This is a genomic window from Brevibacillus fortis, from assembly GCF_003013395.1.
GTDB classification, from domain to species: Bacteria; Bacillota; Bacilli; order Brevibacillales; family Brevibacillaceae; genus Brevibacillus; species Brevibacillus fortis.
In genome coordinates this window covers 312170-332179 of the sequence record NZ_PXZM01000023.1, presented here as the reverse complement: position 1 = coordinate 332179, position 20010 = coordinate 312170, and the positions used below count along the sequence as shown (strand labels likewise).

The 20010-nt window shown below is 49.0% G+C and carries 19 protein-coding genes; 1 reads left to right on the top strand and 18 read right to left on the bottom strand.

The annotated features are described in order from the left end of the window. Window positions 1–25 precede the first annotated feature (25 nt). The 11 genes from C7R93_RS30675 to C7R93_RS15700 form a co-directional block, all read right to left on the bottom strand. Window positions 26–307 carry an FAD-binding domain-containing protein gene (locus tag C7R93_RS30675; RefSeq protein WP_244191563.1) on the bottom strand — a complete coding sequence of 94 codons (282 nt, stop codon included), beginning with the start codon at window positions 305–307 and terminating at the stop codon, window positions 26–28. Further along, entirely contained in the window at window positions 300–425 is a 126-nt protein-coding gene (locus tag C7R93_RS30670) for a deoxyribodipyrimidine photo-lyase/cryptochrome family protein (protein WP_244191557.1), read from the bottom strand. The genes C7R93_RS30675 and C7R93_RS30670 overlap by 8 nt, the downstream gene beginning before the upstream one ends. Before the next feature lie 223 nt (window positions 426–648). Continuing rightward, complete coding sequence (gene rpmE / locus C7R93_RS15740) at window positions 649–846, bottom strand: 50S ribosomal protein L31 (protein ID WP_007725524.1); 198 nt, start codon at window positions 844–846, stop codon at window positions 649–651. 105 nt (window positions 847–951) lie between these two features. Beyond that, window positions 952–2217, bottom strand: coding sequence for a radical SAM family protein (locus tag C7R93_RS15735; protein WP_106839753.1), 1266 nt, complete (start codon window positions 2215–2217; stop codon window positions 952–954). Between the two features lie 70 nt (window positions 2218–2287). Next, on the bottom strand, window positions 2288–3190 hold the full coding sequence (locus C7R93_RS15730) for a M23 family metallopeptidase (RefSeq protein WP_106839695.1): 903 nt from the start codon (window positions 3188–3190) through the stop codon (window positions 2288–2290). A gap of 76 nt (window positions 3191–3266) precedes the next feature. Beyond that, window positions 3267–4547 carry a transcription termination factor Rho gene (gene rho / locus C7R93_RS15725; RefSeq protein WP_017252384.1) on the bottom strand — a complete coding sequence of 427 codons (1281 nt, stop codon included), beginning with the start codon at window positions 4545–4547 and terminating at the stop codon, window positions 3267–3269. Window positions 4548–4614: 67 nt separating this feature from the next. After that, window positions 4615–5577 (bottom strand): class II fructose-bisphosphatase, encoded by a 963-nt coding sequence (gene glpX, locus C7R93_RS15720; protein ID WP_106839694.1) that lies wholly within the window; start codon window positions 5575–5577, stop codon window positions 4615–4617. Window positions 5578–5605: 28 nt separating this feature from the next. Beyond that, window positions 5606–6889 carry a UDP-N-acetylglucosamine 1-carboxyvinyltransferase gene (locus tag C7R93_RS15715; RefSeq protein WP_106839693.1) on the bottom strand — a complete coding sequence of 428 codons (1284 nt, stop codon included), beginning with the start codon at window positions 6887–6889 and terminating at the stop codon, window positions 5606–5608. 79 nt (window positions 6890–6968) lie between these two features. After that, window positions 6969–7613 (bottom strand): fructose-6-phosphate aldolase, encoded by a 645-nt coding sequence (gene fsa / locus C7R93_RS15710; RefSeq protein WP_007725535.1) that lies wholly within the window; start codon window positions 7611–7613, stop codon window positions 6969–6971. A 14-nt stretch (window positions 7614–7627) separates the two neighbouring features. Then, window positions 7628–8482 carry a class II fructose-1,6-bisphosphate aldolase gene (gene fba / locus C7R93_RS15705; RefSeq protein WP_106839692.1) on the bottom strand — a complete coding sequence of 285 codons (855 nt, stop codon included), beginning with the start codon at window positions 8480–8482 and terminating at the stop codon, window positions 7628–7630. Window positions 8483–8585: 103 nt separating this feature from the next. Further along, the gene (locus C7R93_RS15700; RefSeq protein ID WP_007725537.1) at window positions 8586–8960 is read right to left on the bottom strand and encodes a response regulator; all 375 of its coding nucleotides are present in this window, start codon (window positions 8958–8960) and stop codon (window positions 8586–8588) included. 171 nt (window positions 8961–9131) lie between these two features. Here C7R93_RS15700 and C7R93_RS15695 point away from each other — a divergent pair, with 171 nt between their 5' ends. Then, window positions 9132–9926, top strand: a complete 795-nt coding sequence (locus tag C7R93_RS15695; RefSeq protein ID WP_106839691.1) for a lipid II flippase Amj family protein — start codon at window positions 9132–9134, stop codon at window positions 9924–9926. Between the two features lie 72 nt (window positions 9927–9998). On the opposite strand, the gene C7R93_RS15690 is transcribed toward C7R93_RS15695, so the two are convergent. From C7R93_RS15690 to C7R93_RS15660, 7 genes are all read right to left on the bottom strand, one after another. Then, entirely contained in the window at window positions 9999–11594 is a 1596-nt protein-coding gene (locus C7R93_RS15690; RefSeq protein ID WP_106839690.1) for a CTP synthase, read from the bottom strand. Between the two features lie 206 nt (window positions 11595–11800). Next, window positions 11801–12361, bottom strand: coding sequence for a DNA-directed RNA polymerase subunit delta (gene rpoE, locus C7R93_RS15685; RefSeq protein ID WP_106839689.1), 561 nt, complete (start codon window positions 12359–12361; stop codon window positions 11801–11803). 256 nt (window positions 12362–12617) lie between these two features. After that, window positions 12618–15869 (bottom strand): fused isobutyryl-CoA mutase/GTPase IcmF, encoded by a 3252-nt coding sequence (icmF, locus tag C7R93_RS15680; RefSeq protein WP_106839688.1) that lies wholly within the window; start codon window positions 15867–15869, stop codon window positions 12618–12620. A 120-nt stretch (window positions 15870–15989) separates the two neighbouring features. Beyond that, window positions 15990–16622, bottom strand: coding sequence for a TetR/AcrR family transcriptional regulator (locus tag C7R93_RS15675; protein WP_106839687.1), 633 nt, complete (start codon window positions 16620–16622; stop codon window positions 15990–15992). Window positions 16623–16793: 171 nt separating this feature from the next. Then, the gene (locus C7R93_RS15670) at window positions 16794–17936 is read right to left on the bottom strand and encodes an acyl-CoA dehydrogenase (RefSeq protein WP_106839686.1); all 1143 of its coding nucleotides are present in this window, start codon (window positions 17934–17936) and stop codon (window positions 16794–16796) included. Between the two features lie 36 nt (window positions 17937–17972). After that, complete coding sequence (locus tag C7R93_RS15665) at window positions 17973–19115, bottom strand: acyl-CoA dehydrogenase (protein WP_106839685.1); 1143 nt, start codon at window positions 19113–19115, stop codon at window positions 17973–17975. A 31-nt stretch (window positions 19116–19146) separates the two neighbouring features. Further along, window positions 19147–19998, bottom strand: a complete 852-nt coding sequence (locus tag C7R93_RS15660; protein WP_106839684.1) for a 3-hydroxybutyryl-CoA dehydrogenase — start codon at window positions 19996–19998, stop codon at window positions 19147–19149. Window positions 19999–20010 lie beyond the last annotated feature (12 nt).

Here is a 20010-nt window from a genome sequence, read left to right as displayed (position 1 = left end):
TCTATCTCCCTTTGCCTAAAAGTCGTTACTCAGTCTTTGCATGGCGGTCTTTTGCCTCCTGAAACAAGGCCATGGTCAGCTTTCTTCTTTGTGCATGGTCCACACAAGGAATCGGGTAGTCGAAGCCAATCTTGCAGCCTGCTTGCTCTTGGATATGCTCCGGCATGTCCCACGGTTTATGAATATATTGTAGAGGTACTTCACGCAATACGGGAAGATATTTTTTGACGAATGCACCGTCTGGATCAAACTTTTCCCCTTGTGTGACAGGATTAAAAATCCGAAAGTACGGTTGCGCATCAGTCATTGACAATCGGGTAGCCCGTCTCCCCTTCATACCAGCGGGCAAAAGACAGCCGGGAGGTCGCATTCATCCCTGGCATGTCGCGTTTTTCTTTATAAGAATAAATAATTGCTGCAATCATTTACGTGCCGACAGCTCCCCGAACTGCTCCCTTTCCCACTCGGTGCCGATCGGTCGTTTTCGTCCAAACGCTTCCACAGTAGGAACTGGCTCAATCGCCAACTCAGATCCCGACGGAACCAGATTACGGCAGTCATCGTTTAGTCATCCCGAAAAAATCAGTGCCAGAAAAAGACAAAACCAGGCAGATTGCTCTACCTGGTTGTTCCCATACACTCTGATTATTACAGATTGTATTTGCGTTTGAAACGGTCTACACGGCCGCCTGCATCAACGAATTTTTGTTTTCCTGTGAAGAAAGGATGGCAGTTGGAGCAGATCTCCACTTTCAGCACTTGTTTCACGGAACCGGATTCAAATTCGTTACCACATGCGCAGCTAACAGTTACTACGTTGTACTTAGGATGAATGTTTTGTTTCATCTTATCTACACCTCTTTCCGCCCTGAATCGTTTGCCGAAACAGAGTTATATCAACACATATCAGATAGTAGCATGCCCACTGCCGAAATGCAACAGGTTGGCTGATTACGCCATGTTTTTCCTACGTTGGAGCTGATCTGGAGGAATGTGTGTAAACGAACCGATCACCACATCTGGCAGCTCCTGCTGATAAATTTCGATGGCTTGCTTCATGCCGAAGACTTCGCCTTGCGCTTTTGGAATCATCGACAAGTAGCTCTCTGGATCGATATTCAGATTCCGCAGCTGAATCAGCTTGATGCCTGTTCTGCGGATGAACTCGATCATCGCTTCCATTTCCTCTTCGCGGTCAAACACGCCAGGGAAGCACAAGTAGTTAATGGACGTATACACACCCTTGGATGCAGCGTACTCAGCAGAACTCGCTACATTCTCCAACGTGTAGTTGCGCGGACGGTAGTAGGCATTATAGTGTTCGTCAATCGCACTGATGATACTCACGCGCATCAGATCAAGTCCCGCGTCGACAATGCCTTTGATATGATCCGTCAAACCCGCATTCGTATTGATGTTGATAAAGCCCAAATCTGTCGTTTCCCGTACACGACGCATTGCCGGAACGATAATGGATGCCATCGTAGAAGGCTCACCCTCACAGCCCTGTCCGAAGCTGATGATGCTCTCCGGTGTCTTCAAGTGGTGCAGCATGACTTCCACCAGCTCGTCCTCTGTCGGCTTGAAGTTCATCCGCGTCTGTGGAGAAGGGAATCCACTGTCATCTGGTTGCTCGGAAATACAGCCGTAACAACCCGCATTACAGGTATAGGAAACAGGCAAGCTGCCTTCCCAGCGGTTGAAAAAGTTATTGGAGGCCGTCAAGCATTCGTACTCCAACGCACAGTGGGACAAGTGGTTCAAAATGCGGTTTTGCGGAAACGTCTCCAACGTCTTTGCCACTCGCTGGCGCAGTTCATCCATCGGAAAGTTCAACGGGTCCCATTTGTAGATATCGTCACTCGCTCGACCCGTTACCCAGAAACGGTTATCCTTCCAAACAACTGCGGAATAGCCGAACAACGGCAGCTTGCTTTCCTTGTTCGTTTTCACGTAGCCTGGCAGCAAGAGCCTTGTAATTCCTTGTGGAACCAGTGCACCAACTGCCGTACAGCCATCTAACTTAACCATTTCACCTGTGTCAGGGTCCATCCCGATCGGCTCAGTGTCCGGCAAACTGACCAACGTCGAGCCTTCCGGGAGCGGGATCAGTTCTTCTTCCAGAATTTCTGTCAATATATCTCCGTTACGAGCCACTGCAAAAAGACCTGGGTGGTCGTATACATTGCCTTTTTCATCTGCGTAAACTAAATACATGGGAAAATCGCCTCGCTTCTTTGCTTTGCCCATTGTATCGCATTGAAAAAGCAATGTAAATTGTATAGGGTTACCTACCAAGATAGGGAAGCGGATTGATCGGCACATCATCCTGTCGCACTTCAAAGTGCAAATGGTAGCCCGTAGAGTTACCTGTTTGCCCCATGTATCCGAGCATCTCACCAGCTTCTACGGTTTGACCTGGAGACACTAGCAGCAGACGCATATGGGCATAAAAGGTTTGCAAGCCGTCTCCGTGATCGATCACGACCATCCGACCGTACCCAGAGCGATTGGCACCTGCCTCCACTACGACGCCTGCCCTCGCTGCCAAAATCGGTGCCTTCGATTCCTGTTCATTCCACAAATCCACGCCCTTGTGTGTTTTCCCCCACCGTGCACCAAAGCCACTTGTAATCGTAGCCTCTCTGACAGGCCAATCTAATCCGCCGCGAATCCTCGCGACGACTTGCCGACTAGCTGCTTGCACGGCACCTCGTTTCTGCTGCGGATCGTTACCCAACATCGGATTGCCTTTTGCGATAGGGACATACACGACCTGTCCTACATACAGGTTGTCCGACAGCCATTTTAGTAGCGGATTTCGTTCGATTAACGATTCCCGACTCACACCGTACCGCCTTGCTATGTAATCCAATGTTTCTCCTCGTTTCACCATATGTCCAACTTCATCACGCTTGATGATTAACTTCATGCCTACGCTTAACAAGTGGGGATTCGTAATGCTATTTGCCTCTACCAGTTTTTTTAAAGTAAGACCGTAGCGCTGGGCAATACTGGATAGCGTATCCCCTTGGCGAACAGCGTACACGACTGAATTTGCTTTTGTTGCTGGTGCAGGTGAAGCCAGACTGGCATACGGATTAAACGCTTGAAATAGCGCTTGCTCCACGACCGCTTTTTTCGCTTCCATCTGTGACTCCACCGGAGCGCTAACTTGCACGTACTCCACGAAGCATCTCCTCCTTCTTTTCCAGCTCCCCTTCCTAACGGTATGCCAACGCCACAAAAAAAATGACGGTGAGTCATCATGAACTCACCGTCGTGCTAGCTGCTTTCCCTCTGCCCTGTTGCTTGGACTCAAGGGTTTGCAAAAATTCTTCGTTTGTTTTTGTATCAGCAAGCTTTTTAATAAAGGAGTCTACAAACTCATTTGTTTCATTCATGTTCTTCCGGATCATCCACAGCTTATCCAGCTCTTCTTTCGTGAGGAGAAGCTCTTCGCGGCGCGTACCCGAACGGCGGATATCGATCGCCGGAAAAATTCTGCGCTCCGCCAGCTTGCGATCCAAATGAAGCTCCATGTTTCCGGTACCTTTGAACTCCTCATAGATCACATCATCCATACGGGAGCCGGTCTCTACCAAAGCAGTCGCCAAAATGGTCAAGCTGCCGCCTTCTTCAATATTCCGCGCTGAACCAAAAAAGCGCTTCGGACGATGGAAAGCTGCCGGATCAATACCACCGGACAATGTTCGACCACTTGGAGGAATAACCAGGTTGTAGGCACGAGCCAGACGTGTAATGGAATCCAGCAGGATCACCACGTCTTTTTTGTGCTCAACCAGTCGCTTTGCGCGCTCCAAAACAAGCTCAGCAACTTTGATGTGATTCTCAGGCAACTCGTCAAAAGTTGAGGCAACTACCTCTCCTTTGACAGATCGCTGCATATCCGTTACCTCTTCCGGACGCTCATCAATGAGCAGGACAAACAAGTGGATATCCGGACGGCTTTCGGTAATGCTGTTGGCGATCTCTTTGATCAGCATAGTTTTCCCCGCTTTTGGCGGAGCCACAATCAATCCACGCTGACCAAGTCCAACAGGAGAGAGAAGATCCATCAGGCGAGTGGAAACACGCGCAGGGGCTGTCTCCAGTACTAGCTTGGTTTGAGGATACAACGGTGTCAATGCGGGGAAATGAAGACGCTCTGCGGCTGTCTCAGGGTCTTCTCCGTTCACTGCCTCTACTTGAAGGAGTCCAAAATAACGTTCATTCTCCTTAGGTGGTCTTGCTTTTCCTGATACCACATCCCCCATCCGCAGATCAAAACGGCGAATCTGCGACTGGGAGATGTAGATATCTTCCGAGCTAGGGAGATAGTTAATGGGACGGAGGAAGCCGTATCCCTCCGGCAATATTTCGAGAACCCCCTCCATAAACATGAGGCCATCCCGCTCCGCCCGCGCTCGAAGAATCGCAAAAATCAATTCCTTCTTCTTCAGCTGGGAGTAGTACGGGATATGGTATTCCTTGGCCAGCTTATAGAGGTCGGTCAGCTTCTTTTCTTCTAGTTCAGAAAGTAACATACATCCACCACTCTTTATTTACTCTTGAAAAAACCTAGTTCAACAAATAAATGCGAAAATTGTTTTCTTACAAACCGTTCATCGGATTGCGTTCTAAGCGGTGGTTCCCTTCAATGAAGCGTACCGTTCCGGTTTTTGCACGCATGACAACGGAATTGGTCGTCGCACGAGTTCCTTGGAAGCGTACCCCTTTGAGCAACTCCCCATCCGTCACACCTGTCGCTGCAAAAATGGCGTCATCACCTTTCACCAAGTCATCCATGAACAGTACTTGATGAGGGTTAGTCAATCCCATTTTGACACAGCGTTTAATCTCTTCTTCATTTTGCGGTAAGAGCTTACCCTGAATCTCTCCCCCGAGGCATTTCAAGGCAACAGCTGCCAGAACACCTTCAGGAGCTCCACCAGAGCCGAACAAAATGTCCACACCTGTATCCGGGAAAGCGGTATTGATCGCAGCAGCTACGTCTCCGTCTGAAATGAGGCGAATGCGAGCACCTGCCTCACGAATTTCATGAATGACCTTAGAGTGACGATCACGGTCAAGCACAATAGCGACCAAATCACTGATATCTTTCCCCTGTGCTTGCGCTACCGCTTTCAGGTTATCGCGAACCGGTGCGTTGATGTCAACCTTGCCCACGGCTTGTGGTCCTACTGCCATTTTCTCCATATACATGTCAGGAGCATGCAACAAATTTCCCCGGTCTGCAATGGCAATGACCGAAATCGCTCCCCACGTACCTTTTGCAAGGATATTTGTTCCCTCCAAAGGGTCAACAGCAACATCGACTGCTGGAGCTACTCCTTGTCCAAGACGCTCACCGATATACAGCATTGGCGCTTCGTCCATTTCGCCCTCGCCAATTACTACGACGCCATCCATCGGCACTTTCATAAATTCATTACGCATTGCGGTCGTTGCCGCATCGTCAGCCTCATCTTTTTTTCCGAGACCCATCCAACTGGCAGAAGCCAAAGCAGCGGCTTCGGTCACACGTACCAGTTCAAGTGTTAAACTGCGTTCCATTCTGGAAGACTCCTCTCCTGGTGATTGGTTAACGCTGGTGGTTTTCCATGCTCTGCAAGCCCATCCGAGTAATATCGGCTCCCAATGCTTGCAGTTTGCCCACCAAGTTTTCGTAGCCACGATCTATATGTTCAAGTCCTTCTAATTCTGTGGTGCCATTCGTTGCCAAACCGGCAATGAACAAAGCTGCTCCCGCACGCAAATCCGAAGCTACCACCTTGGCACCATTCAGTTTGCTTCCGCCTTCAATGACAGCGGATCTTCCTTCAATCTTCAAGGAAGCTCCCATACGGCGCAGTTCATCTACATGTCGAAAACGCGAGCTGTAAATATTGTCGGTCACGATGCTTGAGCCTTTGGCAAGAGTCAGCAAGGTCGTGATCGGCTGCTGTAAATCCGTTGGGAAACCCGGATACGGACTCGTTTTCACGTCAATCGATCGATAAGAATCATGTCCAATGACTTGAATACTGTCATCCTGTTCGACCACTTGCGCACCGATTTCGCGCAACTTGGCCGTTACAGACTCCAAATGCTTTGGAATGACATTCTCCACCATCACATTGCCGTTCGTAGCCGCTGCCGCAATCATGTACGTCCCCGCTTCGATCCGATCGGGGATGATCGTATGACGGCATCCGCGCAAGCGCTCTACGCCTTTAATGCGGATCATGTCTGTTCCAGCGTCTTTGATGTTTGCTCCCATATTGTTGAGCAAAGTCGCTACATCGACGATCTCAGGCTCACGTGCAGCGTTTTCAATAATCGTCACACCATCTGCTTTGGCAGCAGCCAGCATGATGTTAATGGTCGCACCGACACTGACCAGATCGAGATAAATTCGCGCACCCTGCAAACGTCCATTTTGGGCACGAATGGTCATGACGCCGTTTTTGTTCTCCACCTCGGCGCCCATCGCTTCAAAGCCCTTGATATGCAAATCTACTGGACGCGGGCCCAAATCACAGCCACCTGGCAAACCAACCTGCGCTTCACCGAACTTGGCGAGCAAGGCTCCCCATAAATAGTACGAGGCACGAAGCTTTTTGATACGACCATTTGGCATGAGCATCAGCTGCATCATGCGTCCATCAATTTCCATCCAATCTTCTTCAAACAGCACGTCAGCTCCCATTTCCTGCAAGAGCTCGTGATAAATACCTACATCCTGAATACGGGGGAGATTCTCAATAACAACGGGTCCATCTGCCAGCAACGCGGCTGGGATGAGTGCGACTGCGCTGTTTTTTGCTCCGCTGATGGTCACCGTCCCCGCGAGCGGTTTTCCACCGTTGATGATCAGCTTATCCATGCTTTGCTCTCCTCAGGCTTAATCGGGAAAGAAGCACCTTCCCCAATGGAAAAGGTGCTTGGACTTTCAACACGTGTCCTTATTTTTGCATGCTTGCCCAGTCAGCGAGGAATTTCTCCAAGCCACTGTCCGTCAGTGGATGGGCAATGAGTTGTTTGAACACTTTTGCTGGAATGGTAGCGAAGTGAGAACCACGGCGAGCTGCCTCCGTTACGTGAACGGGGTGGCGCACAGATGCCGCAATGATTTCGGTATCGATACCATGCACAGAAAAGATTTCTGCAATATCTTCGATCAGTTGCATGCCGTCTTGGCCAATATCATCCAAGCGTCCCAAGAACGGAGACACGAAGCTAGCGCCTGCGCGCGCAGCCAAAAGTGCCTGGTTCGCAGAGAATACCAGCGTTACGTTTGTTCTGATTTTGCGCTTAGCAAAATACTTGGTTGCCTTCAAACCTTCTGCAGTCATCGGCAGCTTGATGACGATATTTTTGGAGAGAGCAGCGAGCTTCTCACCCTCTTCGATCATGCCTTTTGCATCTGTGCTGATGACTTCGGCACTGATCGGACCGTCAACAATATCAAGAATTTCTTTCAGCGTTTCTACAAAATCACGCCCTTCTTTGGCAACCAAGGACGGATTTGTTGTTACTCCCGCTACAACTCCCCATTCGTGAATCTCGCGGATTTCTTCAACGTTTGCTGTATCGATCAAAAAACGCATGATTAGCCTCCCAGTTACGCGCGGTTGCTGCTTCCGAACAAGCGCATTTTTCCTTTAACAACTTCCTTGATCGCATCGCGAGCAGGGCTCAGGTATTTGCGTGGGTCGATCTCATTCGGCTTGGCAGCCAATACTTTGCGAACCGTTTCCGTGCATGCGACTTGGCTTTCTGTATTTACATTGATTTTTCCTACGCCCAAGCGAATCGATTCGATAATCGCATCGTCTGGTACGCCGGAACCACCATGAAGAACGATTGGCGCTCCAATGTTGCTCGCTACTTTTTCGATGATGTCGTAGCGAATTTTTGGAACTCCTTTGTACATACCGTGTGCTGTACCTACAGCAATCGCTACGTAGTCTACTTTAGTTTCGTCCCAGAAGCGGATTGCTTCCTCAGGATTTGCCAGGGTAGCATCTTCCTCGTCAACAGACAGGTCGTCTTCCACCCCACCGATGGTACCGAGTTCACCTTCTACCGATACGCCAACAGCGTGAGCAGCCTCTACAACCTGTTTGGTCAGGCGAAGGTTATCTTCAAACGAATGATGGGAACCATCGAACATAACAGAAGAGAACCCAGCGCGAATGCACTTCATTACCATGTCGAAGTTGCTACCATGGTCAAGATGCAAAGCAACAGGAACTCCTGCGCGTTCAGCAGCCACTTTTGCAATCGCTACTGTATAATCGATCCCCATGTATTTCAGTGCTCCCTCAGAAACACCAAAGATCACAGGCGATTTTTCTTCCATCGCAGCTTCAGTAATCGCTTGAGTAAACTCCAGATTGTTCAGGTTAAATTGTCCGACGGCGTATTTATGCTTTTTGACGTCTTCGGTAAAAGCGGTCATAGGTACCAGTGGCATTTTGTAAATCCTCCTCTAGCAGACTTCAGTCATGTGGCTTATTATACCACAGACAAGCATTTGTTAACAGGGACGCTTGTACCCTGACCTTAGCAGTCAGTTCCTAGCAAGCTAATTGCTGATGCACTGCCATTCGTAGTTCATCGATATCAAATGGCTTCGTAAAATGAGTCAAAGCTCCCAGTTGTGTTGCTTCTTTGATCATGTCCAGCTCTCCGTAAGCTGTCATCATGATGACTTTGATTTCCTGATTGATCTTCTTGATGTGTTTCAAGATCTCAATACCATCCATCCCAGGGATCTTCATGTCGAGGATAACCAAATCTGGCGATTCTTTTTCCACGATTTCTAATGCCATTTTCCCGTTTGCCGCCTGAAAGGTCTTGTACCCTTCTTTTCCTAGCACCTCATACAGTAAAATGCGAATCCCATACTGGTCATCCACAACCAGTACCTTTTTATCTTGTTTGTCGAACATTCTGATTCCCCCCTGACGAATGCGTTTTCTTAATTACTATGGGTTCGCCTAAAATCAGGAAACTCCTTCACCTTTTTTACTTAACGTCCGCTTAAAATTTCCCATAGGCCTTATTTCGAGTATAATGGGAAAAACCAATTTCCCCTACACACAAGGAGTCAGATACTCAATATGGATGCTCTGTGGCTGATTTGCTTGTTAACATTTATTATCCATACGACAGAGACACTTACCTACGGAATCCGTTTTGCAGGGGTACAAACGGGCAGGATTGCTGTAGCAATGTCTCTGGTCGGAATCGTATTGCTCCTGTCCCGTACTTCCAACCTGATTCAAGGGCCATTCACTGGGGGTTTGATGGATCAAGCCGCTATTGAGCACTTTGATCCTAGCACGCAATTGCATGTGATCATTGCCGCGTCCTCGCTTGGAACCTTAGCGGCTATTGTATTGTTTCCCACTTTTGTCCAAATATCGAAACGGTTGATCTCGCACTTAGAAATAGCGGGCTCGATTCCGCAAATGATTCGCACGGCGGTTACCGTCGAAAGCATCCGACGTGTCCATCATCATGTCCGGATTCCTAGCTGGCAAGCCATCTCTCGGTTTCGAATCAAAGGAGTTCCCAAACGATTACTGCTATTAAATGCATTTGGGACAGCTATCTACACAAGCAGCGTACTGTCCGTATTGTATGCGACATTGCTAGCCCCGGATTACAAAGCAACCGTTTTGATGTCTTCCGGGTTAATCAACGGTTTTGCCACGATTTTCATGACGATTCTGGTAGACCCGCAAATTGCCCTTTTGACAGAAAAAGCAATGCAAGGGAAAACCTCGCAGGAATCGATTCGTGACATGTACCTGTGGCTGATGCTTTCACGTTTTATCGGAACGATTTTGGCTCAATTCCTGCTCATTCCCGCCGCCTACTGGGTAGCCTGGCTCTCGCCCTTGTTTCACTGATCTGTTTTTAATAGCACAAGACGCACCAGCGACTCTACATCGCGGGTGCGTCTTTCTATTTATCGACCTATGTTATTTGTTCAGGGAAGCCTTCACGAAGTCACGGAACAGTGGCTGTGGACGGTTCGGACGGGATGTGAACTCTGGATGGAACTGTGTCGCTACATACCATGGATGTTCTGGAACTTCCACGATTTCAACCAGACGACCATCTGGAGTTGTACCCGCAAAACGCAAGCCCATTTGCGCCAATTGATCACGGTATTGGTTATTTACTTCATAACGATGACGATGACGCTCATAGACCAAGGTACTTCCGTATGCAACCTCAGTCAGCGTGCCCTCTTCCACTTTGGTTGGACCGAGACCAAGACGCATTGTACCGCCCTTGTCCTCGATATCTTTTTGCTCTGGCAAGAGGTCAATCACCGGATACGCTGTATTCGGGTTGATCTCGGAGCTGTTTGCGCCGTCCATACCCGCTACGTGGCGAGCGAACTCGATCACAGCGATTTGCATACCCAGACAAATTCCGAGGAATGGTACTTTATTTTCACGAGCATAGCGCGTAGCGATGATTTTACCTTCGATACCACGATCGCCAAAGCCGCCTGGTACGAGGATACCATTTACATCACCGAGCAGTTCGCCAACATTTTCTGGCGTAACTTCTTCCGCGTGCACCCATTTGATTTCTACTTTGGAGTCGTTCGCATAGCCACCATGGTACAGCGCTTCTGCTACAGACAAGTACGCATCATGCAATTCTACATATTTACCAACGATTGCAATGGTAGTCGTTTTGGACAGATTTTTGATTTTCGATACGAGCGATTTCCACTCGGTCATATCCGCTTCCTGGCAATTCAGACCCAAGTGGCGGCATACATAATCGTCCAAGCCTTGTGCTTGCAATTGCAGTGGTACATCGTAAAGACTATCAGCGTCTACACATTCCACTACCGCATTTTTATCGATATCACAGAACAGAGCCAACTTGTCTTTCATGTCTTGCGTCATCGGTTGCTCCGTACGTGTCACGATCACATTTGGTTGAATACCCAAGCTGCGCAGTTCTTTCACGCTGTGTTGCGTAGGCTTGGTTTTCATTTCACCTGCTGCCTTGATATATGGTACCAGGGTTACGTGAATGTACATGACGTTTTCACGACCGATGTCACTTTTGATCTGGCGGATGGATTCAAGGAATGGCAAGCTCTCGATATCCCCAACAGTTCCACCGATCTCGGTAATCACTACATCTGCACCGGTTTCGCGACCTGCACGGAAAATGCGATCTTTGATTTCGTTCGTGATGTGAGGAATAACTTGAACGGTTCCTCCCAAATAGTCGCCACGGCGTTCTTTGGCGATGACTGTAGAGTAAATTCTACCCGTTGTCATATTGGAGTTCGCGCTCAGGTTGATATCGATAAAGCGCTCATAGTGGCCCAAGTCCAGGTCTGTTTCCGCACCATCGTCCGTTACGAAAACTTCCCCGTGCTGATACGGACTCATCGTTCCCGGGTCAACGTTGATGTATGGGTCACACTTCTGGATGGTTACTTTCAGACCCCTATTTTTCAAGAGTCGGCCCAGAGAAGCCGCTGTAATTCCTTTTCCCAACGAGGATACAACCCCGCCTGTCACAAAAATATACTTCGTCATCGTTAACGTCCCCTCTTTCCCTCACCCTTAAGTTGTTATAAAAATCGAATGAAGACGGCTCCAAAAAAAAGAAAAACAAAAGCGAGTCCTATCCCGTTAAAGAAATGGGGTAGGGGCACTTTTGTTTTATAGTTTCCCATATTTGATCCTTCTTCATGTGAAGCCCAAGGAGTATTTTATCTGTCCCTCAGGCGGAAGTCAAGAACCTATTTCTCTTCTTCGTCGTCGATCTCTTCGTCAGATTCCTCTTCCGCAAGCTCTTCGTCCTCTTCGAACATCTCATCATCTTCGTCTTCGAGTTCTTCCTCTTCGATTTCTCCATCGATTTCTTCTTCTTCGATTTCAGAATCTTCGTCGACGAATTCCTCTTCGTCCTCAAAGATGACCACATCGTCGTCCTCGTATTCTTCGACACCTTCGTCTTCGGAATCGTAATCGTCGAAGTCGTCTTCCGTGACGATTTTCTTCTTCTTCGTTCCGCCACCCTCTTGGGTTTCTTCCACGGTGTCGGTTGGGTACCAGCGTTTCAATCCCCATACATTGTCACCGAGGCACACGAAACGGCCATCAATGTTAATTTCTGTGTATACTTGCGCGATGATTGCCATGAGTTGTTCATCTGTCAGCTTGCGCACTGCAACCAGTTCATTCATCAGCTCGCGGAAGTTGTAAGTGCGGTTAGTTTCACGCAAAATTTCATACGCAATGTCAACTAACGCCATCTCACTCAGTTTCTCGGAATCAATATGAGCAAACAATTGACTCACTCAGGGCACGTCCTTTCCATATAAAAACGATTGATTTGAATACTGACCCGGTGCCCTGTTCGGGGACGCAGGCTTGTATAAGTCATTCATAAATGATATCGATTTCTTCGATTGTACATCGTACAACATAAGAAGGCTATCATACAGTATTCCTTATTTTAGACGAAAATGCAAGGCTTTCAAACAGGGGCTGACTAATTCTTGTCGACACCAAAACCAAAGACATCCCTCGGCAATCGCTACCGAGGGATTTGTCTTACATATTTCTACGGTACTGGCCGCCTACTTCATACAAGGCAGCACTGATTTGTCCAAGCGATGCTACTTTGACCGTCTCCATCAGTTCGGCAAAGATGTTCTCCCCCGCCATAGCCACTTCCTGAAGACGTCGCAGAGCAGCCGTAGACACATCCTTGTGGCACTCCTGGAAGGCTCGCAGGTTCACGATTTGCTGTTCTTTTTCCTCTTCGGTTGCCCGAGCCAATTCAATCTCGTAATCGTCCTCGGACGCATTCGGATTAATAAAGGTGTTTACCCCAATAATTGGCAGCTCACCTGTATGCTTTTTCATTTCGTAATACATGGACTCATCTTGAATTTTTCCGCGCTGGTATTGGGTCTCCATCGCCCCCAGAACGCCTCCACGAGAACTGATACGCTCGAACTCTTGCATGACAGCTTCTTCCACCAGATCGGTCAGCTCATCGATGATAAATGCACCTTGCAGCGGGTTCTCATTTTTGGCGAGTCCCATTTCCTTGTTGATGATCATCTGAATCGCCATGGCGCGTCGCACAGAGTTCTCTGTCGGGGTCGTAATCGCTTCATCGAACGCATTCGTATGAAGAGAATTACAGTTGTCATAAATCGCAATCAAGGCCTGCAAAGTCGTTCTGATATCGTTGAAATCCATCTCCTGCGCGTGCAAGGAACGGCCGGATGTCTGGATGTGGTACTTCAGCTTTTGACTGCGGTCATTAGCACTATAACGGTTTTTCATCACGGTTGCCCAAATCCGACGAGCCACTCGTCCAATCACGGTGTATTCTGGATCGAGACCATTGGAGAAGAAGAAAGACAGGTTGGGCGCAAAGTCATCGATGTTCATTCCGCGGCTCAAATAGTACTCTACATAGGTAAATCCGTTAGACAGCGTAAACGCAAGCTGCGTAATCGGATTCGCCCCCGCCTCCGCAATATGATAACCGGAAATCGACACGGAGTAGTAGTTCCGCACCTTCTGGTCGATAAAATACTGCTGGATATCCCCCATCATTCGCAAGGCAAATTCTGTCGAGAAGATACACGTGTTTTGCCCCTGATCCTCTTTCAAAATATCTGCCTGAACGGTTCCGCGAACAGTCGACAGCGTGTACGCTCTGATTTGCTTCGCTTCGTCCTCGGTAGGCTGACGCCCTTCTTTTTGGACAAAAGCACCCAGTTGCTGCTCGATCGCCGTATTCATGAACATGGCCAAAATCATGGGTGCAGGACCATTGATCGTCATGGACACCGAAGTGCTGGGTGCACAAAGATCAAAGCCGGCGTACAGCTTTTTCATGTCATCCAGGGTGCAAATGCTGACCCCACTCGTACCGATTTTCCCGTAAATATCAGGACGGTAGTCAGGGTCCTCACCATACAGCGTAACCGAGTCAAAAGCCGTGCTGAGTCGCTTCGCCTCATCATTTTGAGACAGGAAGTGAAAGCGCCTGTTCGTCCGCTCGGGAGTACCTTCGCCTGCAAATTGTCGCTTGGGATCTTCTCCCTCGCGTTTAAATGGAAATACTCCTGCCGTATACGGGAATTCACCAGGGACATTTTCTTTTAACGACCACTTTAAAATTTCGCCCCAATCCTCGTAATCTGGGACGGCGACTTTTGAAATGCGTGTCCCCGACAACGATTCGCTGAAAAGCTTGGTGATCAATTCTTTATCGCGAATTTTCGTAACGAATTGATCCTTCCGATACGCTTCCTTGAGCTTCGGCCAATTATCGAGGATACGCCGGCACTCCGGATGCAGCTTTTCTTCAAAGAGAACGATTTGTTTATCAAGCACCACCGCCAGCTCGGCAGCTACAGAATCGCCCGAGGCAAGCACCGTCTCCTTTGCGCCCTGCAATTGAAACAGTTTGCGTGCAATCACCGACTGCTCTTCGGCATAGACCCGGTATTGCCGGACAGTATTGGCAATGTCTTGCAAATAATTGATTTTCTCTGTCGGAATCAACGAAGTTTTATGAATATGAACCGGAGTCGTATCCAAATGATTTACAGACCAGTCAACGCCAGTCTTTTCTACAATTCGATGCATCAGGGCAGCAAACAACACATTCGTTCCCGGATCGTTAAACTGGCTCGCAATCGTACCATATACAGGAACCTTCTCATCCGGCAGCTCAAAAAGCTGGTGATTGCGTCGATATTGCTTACGAACCTCGCGAAGAGCGTCCTCCGAGCCTTTGCGCTCAAATTTGTTGATCGCGATCACATCAGCAAAGTCCAGCATATCAATCTTTTCTAGCTGGGATGGTGCCCCGAATTCACTGGTCATGACGTACATGGAGACGTCGCACACTTCAGTGACCTGCGCATCCCCCTGACCGATCCCGCTCGTTTCCACAATAATCAGATCGAAGTGGGCAGATCGCGTTACTTGAATCGCGTCTTTTAAGGCCGCTGACAGCTCCATTCCCGATTTGCGGGTGGCGAGACTGCGCATGTAAACGCGCGGCGTCGAATTGGCATTCATGCGGATGCGGTCACCTAGTAACGCTCCGCCTGACTTTTGCTTGGACGGATCGACAGACAAGATCGCGACCGTCTTCTCAGGATAATTGCGAATAAAACGACGAACAAGCTCATCAGTCAATGAGCTTTTGCCCGCTCCACCCGTACCCGTAATTCCTAATACCGGAATGGTTGAATCGGCTTCCACTAAACTTGTGCGGAGAGGTTCTGTCCATTCGGGCTGGTCCACTGTATACTCTGCAACGGAAATAAGCCGGGCAATCGCCTGGTGGTTTTGCTCGCGCAAGCCTGCTACTTCTTCCTCCAACTGCTTGACGGTCGGGAAATCGCTATGTCTGATCATATCGTTTATCATGCCCTGCAAGCCCAATCGTCTGCCGTCATCCGGCGAGTAAATTTTACAGACTCCGTACTCTTCTAATTCCCGAATCTCGCGTGGAACGATAACGCCGCCACCGCCGCCAAAAACACGGATATGCTCTGCTCCCCGCTCGCGTAATAAATCAATTACGTATTTGAAATACTCCACATGACCGCCTTGGTAGGAGCTGATGGCAATCCCTTGCACATCCTCCTGGACAGCGGCTGTTACAATATCGTCAACAGAGCGGTTGTGTCCGAGATGGATCACTTCTACTCCCGACGATTGTAAAATACGGCGCATGATATTAATCGAGGCATCGTGACCGTCATACAGACTGGCTGCGGTCACAAAGCGAACCTTGTTTTGCGGACGATACACTTCCGTTTCCATCGTTCCACTCTCCTTTTCATAAGCTTAAAAAGAGGAAAAACAGGGCCAAGCAGATCAAGGCGCGGTAGACGCGAGGCATGCTTGGCACCCTATGTTTTCCAGACTTTTTAAACTCTCTTCTTAATCGGAGACACTGATTTCGCGCAGCAGAAGCGCGATCTGCTTCTCTGTGTACTCCTCAATGGTATAGTGCTTTTTCAATGCCCAGCGGCGGAAGACCCACATTTCGCCCAGCACCATGATATTGTCCGCCATCAGCTTGACGTTCTTTTCGTCTATGCGCAGCGAACCGTCAGCAATCCCTTTTTCCAGAATTTCGACGAAAATATGCGAAATGGCTTCTTCACGCCCCAACACGTAGCGGAGTGTTTCTTTTGGCAATGATTTGGCTTCCTGATAAATAAGCAAGACGCGGTCGCTCATCTGATCCATCACGCGGATCAGGCTCTTTAGTGCTACCTTTAATGTTTTCAAACCAGTTCCGTTGAAGTTGATCGCTTCACGCAAGCGCGTCTCCATCTCCGCATGAATGGCATCACAAACAAGATAGAGCACGTCTTCTTTTGACTCGATATACTCATACAGCGTACCAATACTAAACCCAGACGCCCGGGCAATTTCCCTTGTCGTCGTTTTATGAAAGCCTTTATTAATGAAGAGATGAACGGCAGCCTCAATAATCTGCTCTCGTCTTCTCTCGATCAGTTTTGGGTCCTTTACTAGGGACGGTATCGCTTTTCTCTTATCAGACACTCCAAAATCCACCTTTCCAACCGACTGAGCGTTTGGTCAGACGCCTCATAGAAAAGAAGGCGCAAACACTCTACTTTTGTATCATTCGCAGATCATTATACGCGAGTAAGAGCACAAAGCCAAACTTTTCTTTTCTACGTTTTCAACCGTGTTGGAAGACTGGACCACTTCCTACTCTTTTAGTAGGAAGTTGCTGATCACGACACGCTGGATTTCATTTGTTCCTTCATATATTTGTGTAATTTTGGCATCGCGCATGAAGCGCTCCACAGGATACTCACGCGTATAACCGTAGCCACCAAAAACTTGAACTGCCTCGGTAGTCACTTCCATCGCTGTGTCCCCGGCGAAAACCTTGGACATGGCCGATGCTTTACCATAAGGAAGACCTTGATCCTCCAACCACGCTGCTTGGTAAGTGAGCAAACGGGATGCTTCGATCTTGGTTGCCATGTCTGCAAGCTTGAACTGAATTGCCTGCAAGGAAGCGATTGGTTTGCCGAACTGGTTGCGTTCTTTGGCATAGTTCCGCGCATGCTCGTATGCACCTTGTGCAATTCCCAATGCTTGAGCGGCGATACCGTTTCTTCCACCGTCCAACGTCATCATCGCGATCTTGAAGCCTTGGCCTTCTTCGCCCAGTCTATTTTCTACCGGCACGCGCACATCTTCAAAATTGACCGCAAGTGTTGGCGAGGAACGGATACCCAGCTTTTTCTCCTTTTTCCCCATTGTGAAGCCGTCCATGCCTTTTTCTACGATGAAGGCCGTGATGCCTTTATGCTGCAACTCTGGTTGAGTGACCGCGAATACGATGTAGATTTCGGCTTCGCCCGCATTGGTAATGAAAATTTTGGTGCCATTTATAATATAGTGATCACCATCGCGTACGGCTGTCGTGCGCATTCCAGCAGAATCAGAGCCAGAACCCGCCTCGGTCAAACAGTACGCGCCCATCTTCTTACCTTCTGCTAATGGACGCAAAAACTTTTGTTTTTGCTCCTCTGTCCCGAACTTGTAAATCGGCCAGCTCGCCAAGGAAACATGTGCGGACAGTGTCACACCGATGGAAGCATCCACACGGGAGAGTTCTTCCACTGCAATAACGTAGCTCAGGTAATCTGCACCTGCACCTCCGTATTGTTCCGACCAAGGAATTCCTGTCAGTCCAAGCTCAGCCATTTGCTCAAAAATGGAACGATCAAAGCACTCTTCTTCGTCGCGCTCGGCTGCTGTCGGAGCTACTTGATTCTCTGCAAAGTCGCGAATCATTTTGCGCATCATGTCATGTTCTTCCGTCAGTTGGAAATTCATATGGCTCACTCCCCCATGTCTTTTTCATCTGTCTATTTAATCAGCAAGCAAATGCTTGGCGATAACGATTCGTTGAATTTCGTTGGTGCCCTCATAGATTTGCGTTACTTTCGCATCCCGGAATAGACGCTCCACCGGATATTCTCTGGTGTAGCCATAGCCCCCAAAGATTTGCACGGCTTCAGTGGCAAGCTCCATCGCGGAGTCTGTGGCAAAACGCTTTGCCATCGAGGCTTCCATTCCACAAGCGATTCCTTGACTGCGCAGCCACGCCGCTCGGTATACCAGCAACCGGGCTACTTCTGCTTTCGTCGCCATGTCAGCCAGCTTAAAAGCGATGGCTTGCTGCTTGGCAATCGATTGCCCGAACTGCTTGCGTTCCCGCGCGTACTCTGTCGCGTACTGGACTGCGGCCTCGGCAATACCAAGGGCTTGTGCAGCAATCCCGATTCGACCGGAATCCAGATTCGCCATCGCGATACAGAAGCCTTCCCCCTCCTGACCTAGGAGGTTGGCAGCCGGTACACGCGCATTGTCGAATACAAGCTCTGTCGTATAGGAACCGTGAAGCCCCATCTTCTTTTCCTTTTTCCCAACCGTGAAGCCCGGCGTATTCTTGTCTACGATAAAGGCGGATATTCCTTTCGTTCCTTTCGTCGAGTCGGTAACCGCAAACGCGATATACGTATCTGCCTCCCCACCGTTTGTGATGAACACCTTGTTTCCGTTCAGGATGTACTCATCACCTTTTTTCACGGCTGTGGTTCGGATACTGCTCGCGTCAGAACCTGCATGCGGCTCGGTCAAGGCAAAAGCTCCGAGGTATTCCCCACTCGCTAGCTTGGTCACGTATTTGCGTTTTTGCTCCTCGGTACCGAAGTAGAGAATCGGGTTCGTGCCGACTGAGGTATGCACGGACAAAATGACGCCTACAGTCGCACTCACCTTGGAAATCTCGTGAATGGCCAAAATGTAGGAAATAAAGTCCGCTCCTGCTCCTCCCCACTCCTCGGCGACCGGAATGCCCATGAGTCCCATCTCGCCCATCTTTTTGAGGATCTGACGCGGGAACTGGTCCGTCTCTTCCATCACCGGTACGAAAGGTGCGATCTCTTTCTGGGCAAAGTCTCGCACCATGCGGCGCATCATCTCTTGCTCTTCGTTCAATCGAAAATCCATGTCCGTCCTACCTTTCTGCAAAATTCCACTGTTAGTTATACACGTAGAAACCACGACCGGATTTTTTGCCTAGCCATCCTGCTTTGACGTACTTACGCAGCAACGGGCATGGGCGGTATTTCGAATCACCGAACCCTTCGTGCAGTACCTCCATAATGTAGAGGCAAGTGTCCAGCCCGATGAAATCAGCCAGCTGAAGCGGCCCCATTGGATGGTTCATGCCCAGCTTCATGACTTCATCGATCGCTTCCGGTGTTGCAACTCCTTCGTACACACAATAAATCGCTTCATTAAGCATGGGCATCAGTACCCGATTGGACACAAACCCTGGGAAATCGTTTACGCTCACGGGCACTTTGCTCATTTGTTTGGACAAATCTTCTGTCAGTTGATAAACCTCATCGGCTGTTTGCAGGCCGCGGATGATCTCAACCAGCTTCATCACGGGAACTGGGTTCATGAAGTGCATGCCGATTACTTTTTCCGGCCGCTTCGTAACTGCTGCGATCTCGGTGATCGGCAGGGAGGATGTATTGCTCGCAAGCACCGTATGCGGCGGACATACCTCGTCCAGCTTGGAAAAGATTTGCGTTTTGACGGCCATGTTTTCCGTCACCGCTTCTACCACAAAATCTGCATCAGACGCATCTGCCAGATCAGTAGACAGTGTCAAACGACCGAGAATCGATTCCTTTTCCGCTTCGCTGAGCTTGCCTTTTTCCACGTTGCGCGACAAGTTTTTTGCAATCGTAGCCAGACCGCGTTCCACAAACGCCTGCTGGACGTCATTCAAATAAACACGAAAGCCAGCCTGCGCCGCTACTTGGGCAATCCCGCTGCCCATCTGTCCTGCTCCGATGACCATAATGGTTTGTACGTTCATGCAAAAAGGCCT

Coding starts and splice junctions, on each gene's coding strand:
- C7R93_RS30675 (WP_244191563.1), bottom strand. CDS start 307: ATGACTGATGCGCAACCGTACTTTCGGATTTTTAATCCTGTCACACAA.
- C7R93_RS30670 (WP_244191557.1), bottom strand. CDS start 425: ATGATTGCAGCAATTATTTATTCTTATAAAGAAAAACGCGACATGCCA.
- rpmE (WP_007725524.1), bottom strand. CDS start 846: ATGAAACAAAACATTCATCCTAAGTACAACGTAGTAACTGTTAGCTGC.
- C7R93_RS15735 (WP_106839753.1), bottom strand. CDS start 2,217: ATGTATTTAGTTTACGCAGATGAAAAAGGCAATGTATACGACCACCCA.
- rho (WP_017252384.1), bottom strand. CDS start 4,547: ATGTTACTTTCTGAACTAGAAGAAAAGAAGCTGACCGACCTCTATAAG.
- glpX (WP_106839694.1), bottom strand. CDS start 5,577: ATGGAACGCAGTTTAACACTTGAACTGGTACGTGTGACCGAAGCCGCT.
- C7R93_RS15715 (WP_106839693.1), bottom strand. CDS start 6,889: ATGGATAAGCTGATCATCAACGGTGGAAAACCGCTCGCGGGGACGGTG.
- fsa (WP_007725535.1), bottom strand. CDS start 7,613: ATGCGTTTTTTGATCGATACAGCAAACGTTGAAGAAATCCGCGAGATT.
- fba (WP_106839692.1), bottom strand. CDS start 8,482: ATGCCACTGGTACCTATGACCGCTTTTACCGAAGACGTCAAAAAGCAT.
- C7R93_RS15700 (WP_007725537.1), bottom strand. CDS start 8,960: ATGTTCGACAAACAAGATAAAAAGGTACTGGTTGTGGATGACCAGTAT.
- C7R93_RS15695 (WP_106839691.1), top strand. CDS start 9,132: ATGGATGCTCTGTGGCTGATTTGCTTGTTAACATTTATTATCCATACG.
- C7R93_RS15690 (WP_106839690.1), bottom strand. CDS start 11,594: ATGACGAAGTATATTTTTGTGACAGGCGGGGTTGTATCCTCGTTGGGA.
- icmF (WP_106839688.1), bottom strand. CDS start 15,869: ATGGAAACGGAAGTGTATCGTCCGCAAAACAAGGTTCGCTTTGTGACC.
- C7R93_RS15670 (WP_106839686.1), bottom strand. CDS start 17,936: ATGAATTTCCAACTGACGGAAGAACATGACATGATGCGCAAAATGATT.
- C7R93_RS15665 (WP_106839685.1), bottom strand. CDS start 19,115: ATGGATTTTCGATTGAACGAAGAGCAAGAGATGATGCGCCGCATGGTG.
- C7R93_RS15660 (WP_106839684.1), bottom strand. CDS start 19,998: ATGAACGTACAAACCATTATGGTCATCGGAGCAGGACAGATGGGCAGC.